6 protein-coding genes are annotated in these 6,360 nt (G+C 71.9%); 3 read left to right on the forward strand and 3 right to left on the reverse strand.

Features of this window, described 5'->3' with window-relative positions; all coding sequences use genetic code 11:
- Window positions 1-28 precede the first annotated feature (28 nt).
- Entirely contained in the window at window positions 29-874 is an 846-nt protein-coding gene (locus tag WBA97_RS15355) for a phosphatidylinositol-specific phospholipase C/glycerophosphodiester phosphodiesterase family protein (protein ID WP_424231482.1), read from the forward strand.
- Window positions 875-964: 90 nt separating this feature from the next.
- Here WBA97_RS15355 and WBA97_RS15360 read toward each other — a convergent pair whose 3' ends face one another.
- Complete coding sequence (locus WBA97_RS15360) at window positions 965-1,420, reverse strand: Lrp/AsnC family transcriptional regulator (RefSeq protein WP_184809867.1); 456 nt, start codon at window positions 1,418-1,420, stop codon at window positions 965-967.
- Window positions 1,417-2,553 (reverse strand): M24 family metallopeptidase, encoded by a 1,137-nt coding sequence (locus WBA97_RS15365; protein WP_424231483.1) that lies wholly within the window; start codon window positions 2,551-2,553, stop codon window positions 1,417-1,419. Before WBA97_RS15365 ends, WBA97_RS15360 begins: the two co-directional genes overlap by 4 nt.
- Window positions 2,554-2,698: 145 nt before the next feature.
- Here WBA97_RS15365 and WBA97_RS15370 point away from each other — a divergent pair, with 145 nt between their 5' ends.
- Together WBA97_RS15370 and WBA97_RS15375 are read left to right on the forward strand one after the other, a co-directional pair.
- Entirely contained in the window at window positions 2,699-3,670 is a 972-nt protein-coding gene (locus WBA97_RS15370) for an ATP-binding cassette domain-containing protein (RefSeq protein WP_424231484.1), read from the forward strand.
- Window positions 3,667-4,461 carry an ABC transporter permease gene (locus WBA97_RS15375; protein ID WP_424231485.1) on the forward strand — a complete coding sequence of 265 codons (795 nt, stop codon included), beginning with the start codon at window positions 3,667-3,669 and terminating at the stop codon, window positions 4,459-4,461. The genes WBA97_RS15370 and WBA97_RS15375 overlap by 4 nt, the downstream gene beginning before the upstream one ends.
- Before the next feature lie 42 nt (window positions 4,462-4,503).
- Here WBA97_RS15375 and WBA97_RS15380 read toward each other — a convergent pair.
- The coding region (locus tag WBA97_RS15380) for an ATP-binding protein (protein ID WP_424231486.1) at window positions 4,504-6,360 on the reverse strand (1,857 nt) is incomplete at its 5' end.

Here is a 6,360-nt window from a genome sequence, read left to right on the forward strand (position 1 = left end):
GCCACCCGAAGACTCTGGAGGTTGTCCCGTGCGGCGTCCCCTGCTCCTACTGCTGGCCGTCCTCGGCCTCGTCGCCGGCTCGGTGCCCGCGACCGCCACACCCGTGCACGACCGGGTCCGCCCGCTCGCGCAAGCCCACGCGCACAACGACTACGAGCACGACCGGCCCCTGTTCGACGCGCTCGGCGAGGGCTTCACGAGCGTCGAGGCCGACATCTACCTCGTCGGCGGCGATCTGCTCGTCGCGCACGACCCCGAAGACCTCGACCCGGCGCGGACGCTGACGTCGCTGTACCTGGAACCGTTGCGGGAGCGGGTGATCGACAACCACGGCGGCGTCTACCGCGGCCATCGGGGCTTCCAGCTGCTGATCGACCTCAAGACAGAGGGCGAGTCGACCTACGCCGCGCTCGACACGCTGCTGCGCGAGCCGCGCTACGCGTTCCTGTGGACCGCCTACCGGTACGGCCACGTGCGCCGCGGCGCGGTCACCGCGGTGGTGTCGGGCAACCGGCCCCGCGCCACGATGGAGGCCCAGCGCACCCGCGTCGCGTTCTATGACGGTCGTATTGCCAACGAGTCGGATCTCGGCCCTGGCTCCGACGCGCGCCTGACGCCACTGGTGTCGGACAACTGGACGACCCTGTTCTCGTGGACCGGCGCCGGCCCGATGCCTGCCGACGAGAAGGCCGAGCTGCGGGAGATCGTGCGGACCGCGCATCGCGCGGGCCAGCGGGTCCGGTTCTGGGCCACCCCGGACGTCGCGGGCCCGGAGCGGGACGCGGTGTGGCGGGAGCTGGTGGCCGCGGACGCCGACCACATCAATACGGATGACTTGAAGGGCCTGGCGGACTTCCTGCGCTCCGCCCGGTAAGAACGCCCGCCAGCGGTCCGCCCTGTCCGAGTGCCTCCACCTCGGACAGGGCGGCCGCCTTGACCCGGTTCTGGCAGGCGCGTCCTCTTGCTACAGCGCGGGCGACCGGCCCTCGTACGGGGTCGACAGCACGACCGTGGTCCGGGTGGACACCTTCGCGGCCTCGCGGATCTGCCGCAGCAGGTCCTCGAGCGCGGCCGGGGAGGCCACCCGGACCAGCAGGATGTAGGACTCGTCGCCCGCCACCGAGTAGCACGCCTCGATCTCGCGGATGTGCTCGAGCCGGTGCGGATAGTCGTCCGGCGCGGCGGGGTCGATCGGGGTCAGCGAGATGAACGCGGTCAGCGACAGGCCGATGACCTCGCCGTTGAGCTGCGCGTGGTACCCGCGGATGACGCCGCGCTGCTCGAGCCGCCGCACCCGCTGGTGCACGGCGGACACGGACAGCCCGACCCGCTCGGCCAGGTCGGTGAAGCTGCACCGGCCATCGTCGGCCAGCTCCCGCGCGATCGCCTGGTCGATCGGCTCCAGCTCGGACGCGGTCATCGGGTCGGCAGCGACACGAGATCGTGCGGGCGGGTGTTGAGCGGCTCGACGCCGTCCTCGGTGACCACCACGATGTCCTCGATCCGCGCGCCCCACCGGCCCGGCTGGTAGATGCCGGGCTCGACGGAGAACGCCATGCCCGGCTCGAGCGGCATGTCGTTGCCGCCCACGATGTACGGGTGCTCGTGCACGTCGAGCCCGATGCCATGACCCGTGCGATGGATGAAGTACTCGCCGAGGCCTGCGTCGGCGATCACCTGGCGGGCGGCCGCGTCGATGTCCTGTGCCCGCACACCGGGGCGGACAGCGTCGACCGCGGCCTGCTGGGCCGCCTGCAACACCGCGTAGGTCTTCGATACATCCGTATCGCGTGGCTCGCCCATCACGTAGGTGCGCGTGCTGTCCGAGCAGTAGCCCTCGGGCACCGGGCCGCCGATGTCGATCACCACGACATCCCCGTCCTCGATGACGCGATCGGACAGGCTGTGGTGCGGGCTCGCGCCGTTCGGGCCGGAGCCGACGATGACGAACTCTGCGACCGAGTGCCCCTCCTCGACGATCGCGTCGGCGATGTCCGCGCCCACCTCGGCTTCCGTGCGGCCGACCCGCAGGAACTCGCCCATGCGGGCGTGCACGCGGTCGATCGCGGCACCCGCGGCCCGCAACGCGGCGACCTCCTCGGCGTCCTTGCGCATCCGCAGCTCACGCACGATCGGCCCCGCCAGCACCTGCTCCGCGTCCGGCAGCGCGCCACGCAGCCCCAGTACGTGCAGCGCGACCATCATGTCGCCGACCGCGACCTTCGCCGGCTTGCCGACCACGGACGCGACCAGGCCGTACGGGTCCTCGCCGTCGACCCACGTCGCCAGCTCGATCCCCAGTTCCCCGATCGGCACCGGGTCGTAGCCGGGTGCCTCCAGCCTCGGCACCACGAGTGTCGGCGAGCCGTCGGCAGGCACCACGAGACAGGTGAGGCGCTCGAACGAGCCGCCACCGGCGCCGAGCAGGTACCGCAGGTCCGAACCGGGCGCCATGAGCAGTGCGTCCACCCCGGCACTCGCGGCGGCGGCCGCCGCCCGGTCGAGGCGCTTCGACAGTGCCACGGGATTGATCGCGGAGACGGTGGTCGACATGTCGGAAAGCCTAGTCCTCACGCTGTGTCAGCCGTACTGACACGCGGATCAGGCAGATCTCAGCCCCGTGTCAGCTGCCGGGCGCATCGTCGGCGACGACACCGGGACGATCACGTCCCGGGCTTGTTTCCCGAGGGGGACCATCATGAACAACGCCGTGCTGGCCGAAGGGCTGGCCAAGCGGTTCGGGGAGACGACGGCGCTCGACGGCGTCGATCTCGCGGCACGCACCGGCAGCGTGCTCGGCATCCTCGGCCCGAACGGCGCGGGCAAGACGACCGCCGTCCGCATCCTCGCCACGCTGCTCGCACCCGACGCCGGGCACGCGGAGGTGTGCGGGTACGACGTCGCCCGCGACGCGCACCGGGTGCGCCAGGTCATCGGCCTGACCGGGCAGTACGCCTCGGTCGACGAGATGCTCACCGGCACCGAGAACCTGCTGCTCATCGGCAGGCTGCTCGGCCAGTCCCGGGCCGAGGCCAGGTCCGGCGCCCGCGAGTTGCTCACGCGGTTCGGGCTGGCCGACGCCGAGGGCCGGGCGGCGAAGACGTACTCGGGCGGCATGCGCCGCAGGCTGGACCTGGCCGCCTGCCTGGTCGGCAGGCCAAGGGTGCTGTTCCTCGACGAGCCGACCACCGGGCTGGACCCGCGCAGTCGCCTCGACCTGTGGCAGATCGTGCGCGACCTCGTCGCGGACGGCGTCACCGTGCTGCTCACGACGCAGTACCTCGATGAAGCCGACGTGCTCGCGGACGAGATCGCGGTCATCGACCACGGCCGGGTCATCGCCACCGGCACGCCACAGGAGCTGAAGGCACGCACCGGCGTGCAGCCACTCGTGGTGCGGCCGTCGGATGCCGCCGACCTGCCGGTCGTGACCGCGATCGTGCGGGAGCTGACCGGGTTCGAGCCGGCGGTGGAGGGCGCGACCGTCACCGCGTCGGTGACCGATCCGGCGCTGCTGCCCGCCGTGGTCCGCAGGCTCGACGACGCAAGGGTGACCGTGGCCGAGCTGGCGCTGCGGAGCGCGAGCCTCGACGAGGTGTTCCTGAGCCTGACCGGGCACCGCGCGGAAGAACCAACCAATACTCCTGACTTGGAAAGGACCTCAGCATGACCGCCGCCGTGGCGCTGCCGCAGCGGGTGCGGCCGGCAGAAGGTCTCCGCCAGAGCGTGTCGCTGTCGTGGCGCACTCTGGTGCAGATCAAGCACAACCCGATGGAGCTGATCGACTTCAGCATCCAGCCGATCATGTTCCTGCTGCTGTTCACGTACGTGTTCGGCGGCGCGATCGCCGGGTCCACCGGCGACTACCTGACCTTCGCCCTGCCCGGGATCATCGTGCAGAACGCGTTGTTCGGCACCTTGAACACCGGTGTCGGCCTGAACAACGACCTGACCAAGGGCGTGTTCGACCGCCTGCGCGCGCTGCCGATCGCCAGGTGGGCACCGCTCGCCGGGCGGATCGCGGCGGACGCGGTGAAGCAGGCATGGGCGATGGCCCTGCTGCTCGGGCTCGGCGCGATCATGGGCTTCCGGGTCGGCACCGGCGTCGCGGGCGTGCTCGGCGCGTTCGGTCTGCTGCTGACGCTCGCGATCGCGTTCTCGTGGATCTCGGTGCTGGTCGGCATGCTGGTGAGCGAGCCGGACCGGGTGATGATCTTCGGGTTCGCGGTGATGTTCCCGCTGACGTTCGTGTCCAACGCGTTCGTGCCGACCGACACGATGCCCGGCTGGCTGCAGGGCTGGGTCGACGTGAACCCGGTGACGATCCTGGCCGACGCGGTCCGCGGTCTGCTGGTCGGCGGCCCGGTCACGGGCCCGGTGACCGGTGCGCTGCTGTGGGCGGCCGGTGTGATGGCGGTCTTCGCGCCGCTCGCGGTGCGTGCGTTCCGCAAGCGGGTCTGACCCGAGGTGGTGGCCGGTCCGGGGGGCCGGCCACCACCTCGTTCATGCCGCGCTCGGGTGACCGACGAGGTCGCGGACGGTGTCGACCGTCGTGGTGCGGCCCACGGCGTAGGCCTCGTCGAAGGCGGCGTCGCCCAGCGCCGCGCGGGCGCCTGCCTCGACTCGCTCGTAGTCCAGCATCGAGAGGTCCTTGATGCCGCGGACCCCCTCGCTCGCACCGAGCAGCAACGCGGCCCGGCGCGCGTCGCCCCGGCACAACGCGAGATCGGCGAAACCGACCAGGACGGTCGCGACGACCGGCGCGTCGTGGCTGTCGATGGCCAGCTCCATCGCCCTGGCGTGGTGGGACGCGGCGGCGTCCAGGTCGCCCTCCGCCGAGGCGAGGTAGCCGCCCGACCCCTCGAGGATCGCGCGGAACTGCGGCGCCACCGCACTCCCCGGCTGCCCTCGGATGACCAGGTCCGCCGCGACGTCCAGCCGCCGGTGCGCCTCGGCGAGGTCACCGGCGAAGCGTGCGAACTCACCACGCGCGTGCGCCACGGCGGCGAAGCTCTCCGGCCTGCCGGAGAGCTCGGCGTCGCGCTCGGCCTCCGCGAGGGCGGCCGCGGCCGCGTCGTGGTCACCGAGCAGCATCCGCAGCCTCGCGAGGCTCAGCCGGTAGCGCACCAGATCCTCGTTGGTGACGAGCTCGGCGAACAGCGTGTTCGCCTCCTCGTAGTAGGTGATGGCGGTCGCGAAGTCGCCGCGCCACGCGACCAGGTCCGCGAGTGACCACAGCGTGAACGACATGCCCCACCGCTCGCCGACGGACCGGAACGCGGCGAGCCCGGCGCGGAAGTCCACCTCCGCCTTCGCGAGCTGCTCGCCCGCGTTGAGGTAGGAGTGCGCCCGGATCGCCCGCGCGGTCCCCACGACCCATGGGTCCTCCTCGGCGTCGATGACGTCGCTCAGGTGCTGCCGCATCTCCTCGCCGTGCCCGCCGAAGGTCGTCATCACCTCGTCGAGGGCCACGAACAGCCGCAGCAGCGGATGGTCGTCCACGTGCTCCGTGACGACGAGCTCGACGGCCTGCCGGAACCACGTCTTCGCGCGTGACTGGTCGTAGACGCTGTCGATGGCGAGCAGCGCCGCGAGTCCGAGTGCGAGTGCGCGGTCCCTCGGCGGCACCTCGCCCGGCATCGTGACCGCGGCCGCGGCCAGCTCGGCGCCCTCGGTCTTCTCCCCGCTCAGCCACCAGTACCAGCCGACACTGTTGACCAGGCGGGTCGCCATGGTTGCCGCACCGGTCGCGATCGTGGTGCGGACCGCGGCATGCAGGTTGTCGCGGTCGGCGTCGAGCAACGCGATCCACTCGAGCTGTTCCGCGCGCCGCAGATGCGGCTCCGCGACCTCGGCGAACCGGGTGAACCAGTCGACGAACGCGGTCTGCGCCGCGCCGGTCTCCCCCGCCTCGGTGAGCCGTTCCCGGCCGTACGCCTTGATCGTCTCCAGGAGCCGGTACCGGTCGCCCGCAAGCAATACGAGTGACTTGTCCACGAGCGCGGTGAGCAGGTCGAGCACGCGGTCGGCAGGCAGCCCGGAGCCGGCGCACACCTGCTCGACCGCCTCCGGCGTGGCACCGCCGGAGAACACCGAGAGCCTGCGCAGGAGCGTCCGCTCGCTGTCGTCGAGCAGGTCCCAGCTCCAGTCGACGACCGCACGCAGCGTCTGGTGACGCGGCAGTGCCATCCTGCTGCCGCCGGTGAGCAGCCGGAACCGGTCGTCGAGGCGGGCGGCGAGCTGGTCGAGCGACATCGTGCGCAGGCGGGCGGCGGCCAGCTCGACGGCGAGCGGCATGCCGTCGAGCGCCCGGCAGATCTGGATGACCGTCGGCGCGGTGGCCGCGTCGACGGTCAACCC

The organism is Actinophytocola sp. (assembly GCF_049647105.1).
In the GTDB taxonomy this organism is placed as follows: Bacteria; Actinomycetota; Actinomycetes; order Mycobacteriales; family Pseudonocardiaceae; genus Actinophytocola.